Origin of the sequence: Aeromonas sp. 604176 (assembly GCF_049170755.1) — a bacterium.
GTDB lineage: Bacteria > Pseudomonadota > Gammaproteobacteria > Enterobacterales > Aeromonadaceae > Aeromonas > Aeromonas veronii_A.
Map to the genome: position 1 here is coordinate 1 of NZ_JAAKNE010000206.1, position 3157 is coordinate 3157.

Below are 3157 nucleotides of genomic sequence, written 5' to 3' on the forward strand. Positions count from 1 at the left end.
GGTCAGCAGCTCTTCCTTGCGGGTGCCGGAGCGGGTGATGTCGATGGCCGGGTAGACACGCTTCTCGGCAATCTTGCGCGAGAGGTGCAGTTCCATGTTGCCGGTACCCTTGAACTCTTCGTAGATGACTTCATCCATCTTGGAGCCGGTATCGATCAGCGCGGTGGCGATGATGGTCAGGCTGCCGCCCTCTTCAACATTACGCGCGGCGCCGAAGAAGCGCTTGGGACGGTGCAGGGCGTTGGCGTCCACACCACCGGTCAGTACCTTGCCGGATGACGGGATAACGGTGTTGTAGGCGCGAGCCAGACGGGTGATGGAGTCCAGCAGGATCACCACATCTTTCTTGTGCTCGACCAGACGCTTGGCCTTCTCGATCACCATTTCGGCAACCTGAACGTGACGGGAAGCAGGCTCGTCAAAGGTGGAAGCGATCACTTCACCTTTCACCATCCGCTGCATCTCGGTCACCTCTTCCGGACGCTCGTCGATCAGCAGAACGATCAGTTCACAGTCCGGGTGGTTGTAGGCGATGCTCTGGGCGATGTTCTGCAGCAGCATGGTCTTACCGGCCTTGGGCGGCGCCACGATCAGGCCACGCTGGCCTTTACCGATGGGGGAAGCCAGGTCCAGTACACGGGCGGTGATATCTTCGGTAGAGCCATTACCCCGTTCCATGCGCAGACGTTCGTTGGCATGCAGGGGGGTAAGGTTTTCAAACAGGATCTTGTTGCGGGAGTTTTCCGGACGGTCGTAGTTGACCTCATTGACCTTGAGCAGTGCGAAGTAGCGTTCGCCCTCTTTCGGTGGCCGGATCTTGCCGGAGATGGTATCGCCGGTACGCAGGTTGAAGCGGCGGATCTGGCTCGGGGAGACGTAGATATCGTCAGGGCCTGCCAGATAGGAGCCGTCTGCACTGCGCAGGAAGCCGAAACCATCGGTCAGGATTTCCAGCACACCGTCGCCAAAGATATCTTCACCACCCTTGGCGTGCGCCTTGAGGATTGCAAAAATAATATCTTTCTTGTGCGCCCGAGCCAGATTTTCCAACCCCATGGATTCGCCAAGCTTGACCAGCTCGGACACAGGAGTGTTCTTTAATTCAGTCAGATTCATAGTGGTGAAAGTCTGTAAGCAAGGATTGAAATGAGGAGACAGTCTGCTGGATTGATGCTGATCGGATTTGATTGCCAGGCTGTGGTTAGCAAAGAGTCAGGCAAAAAGGTTAGCAAACGAGCGATAAACTAGCACCAATCGGGATGAGCGTCTAGGTGATAAAACACAAGGAGCGCATTATTGCAATGCGCTCCTCTTTAATTATTACAGGTTGCCGTCCAGGAACTCTTTCAGCTGAGTCTTGGACAGTGCACCGACCTTGGTCGCTGCCACTTCGCCATTCTTGAACAGCAAGAGGGTCGGGATACCACGAATGCCGTACTTGGGCGGAGTATCAGAGTTATGGTCGATGTTCAGTTTGGCTACGGTCACGCGACCTTCGTACTCTTGGGCAACTTCTTCCAGGATCGGGGCAATCATCTTGCACGGACCACACCACTCGGCCCAGAAGTCGACCAGAACGGCGCCATCGGCTTTGATTACATCTGCCTCGAAGCTGGCATCGCTCAGCTGAACAATCTTGTCACTCATCTCCAACTCCAGTCAGTAAATAAGGCTTTATTGACTCGTCAATAAAGGCAATAGTTGCCCTATTTGAAATGATCCTGTTTATTATTGCAAGCCTAACCTGATAACCTACCGCCATGAGCAAAACACACTTAACGACCGACAAATTCGCCCAAATGGGCCTCGAACCCGAAGTTCTGGCTGGTCTGGAATCAAAGGGATTTCACTATTGCACCCCCATCCAGGCACTCTCCCTGCCACTGCTGGTAGAGGGCCATGACCTCGCCGGTCAGGCCCAGACAGGAACCGGCAAGACCATTGCCTTCCTGGCCGCGACATTCAACTATTTGCTGACTCACCCGCTGACCAAGCCCCGTCTGGTTAACCAACCCAGAGCCATCATCATGGCACCCACCCGGGAACTGGCAGTACAGATCTATAACGATGCCGACAGCATCGCCGCTTCTACCGGCCTGAAACTCGGCCTCGCCTACGGCGGCGAAGGTTACGACAAGCAGCTGGCCGTGCTGGAGCAGGGCGTCGACATCCTGATCGGCACCACAGGCCGCATCATCGACTACTTCAAGTCCAAGGTCATCGATCTGAGCAACATTCAGGTCGTGGTACTGGACGAAGCAGATCGCATGTTCGATCTGGGCTTCATCAAGGACATCCGCTTCCTGTTCCGCCGCATGCCGCCCGCGACCGAGCGTCTGAGCATGCTGTTCTCCGCCACCCTCTCCCTGCGTGTGCAGGAGTTGGCATACGAACACATGAACCACCCGGAACATGTGCAGGTCGAGCCGGAGCAGATGACCGGCGTGCGGATCAAGGAGGAGCTGTTCTACCCCTCCAATGAAGACAAGATGTTGCTGCTGCTCTCCCTGATGGAAGAGGAGTGGCCGGAAAAAGCCATCGTCTTCGCCAACACCAAGCATGTCTGTGAAGACGTCCATGCCTGGCTGGAGAATGACGGCCACCGCGTCGGTCTGCTGACCGGTGATGTGCCGCAGAAGAAACGGATGAAGATCCTCGAGGATTTCACCAAGGGTGCGCTCGATATTCTGGTCGCCACCGACGTGGCCGCCCGTGGTCTGCACATCCCTGACGTGACCCACGTCTTCAACTATGACCTGCCCGACGACGCTGAAGACTATGTACACCGCATCGGTCGTACCGGTCGTGCCGGCAAGAGCGGTCACTCAATCAGCCTGGCCTGTGAAGACTATGCCTTCAACCTGCCGGCCATCGAGGAGTACATCCACCACGCAATTCCGGTCAGCAAATATGATCGCGAAGCGCTGCTGGATGACGTGACCCCGCCGAAACGGGTGTTCCGCAACCGTCAGCCGGTGAACCGCAACATGCGGGATCGTCAGGGCGGTGGCAACAGCAACAACCGTCGTCGTCCGCCGCGCAAGAGCTAAGGACAGGCCCGTTGCACAACTCGCCTCTCTATGCCGCCATCGACCTCGGCTCCAACAGCTTTCATATGCTGGTGGTGCGCGAGGTCGCCGGTGCCCTGCGCACCGTC

The 3157-nt window shown here is 56.6% G+C and carries 3 protein-coding genes; 1 reads left to right on the plus strand and 2 read right to left on the minus strand.

The features are described 5' to 3' along the window. Together rho and trxA are read right to left on the minus strand one after the other, a co-directional pair. The coding region (rho, locus tag G5358_RS20565; RefSeq protein ID WP_421324830.1) for a transcription termination factor Rho at window positions 1-1116 on the minus strand (1116 nt) is incomplete at its 3' end. Between the two features lie 204 nt (window positions 1117-1320). After that, window positions 1321-1647: a thioredoxin TrxA gene (gene trxA, locus G5358_RS20570; RefSeq protein ID WP_005339416.1), complete on the minus strand. Its 327-nt coding sequence runs from the start codon at window positions 1645-1647 to the stop codon at window positions 1321-1323. A gap of 113 nt (window positions 1648-1760) precedes the next feature. Here trxA and rhlB point away from each other — a divergent pair, with 113 nt between their 5' ends. Further along, window positions 1761-3050, plus strand: a complete 1290-nt coding sequence (gene rhlB / locus G5358_RS20575) for an ATP-dependent RNA helicase RhlB (protein ID WP_005339414.1) — start codon at window positions 1761-1763, stop codon at window positions 3048-3050. The last annotated feature ends 107 nt before the right edge of the window (window positions 3051-3157 follow it).

Bases quoted from the DNA above. Each gene is read 5' to 3' on its own strand.
- trxA (WP_005339416.1), bottom strand. From the start codon at position 1,647: ATGAGTGACAAGATTGTTCAGCTGAGCGATGCCAGCTTCGAGGCAGAT.
- rhlB (WP_005339414.1), top strand. From the start codon at position 1,761: ATGAGCAAAACACACTTAACGACCGACAAATTCGCCCAAATGGGCCTC.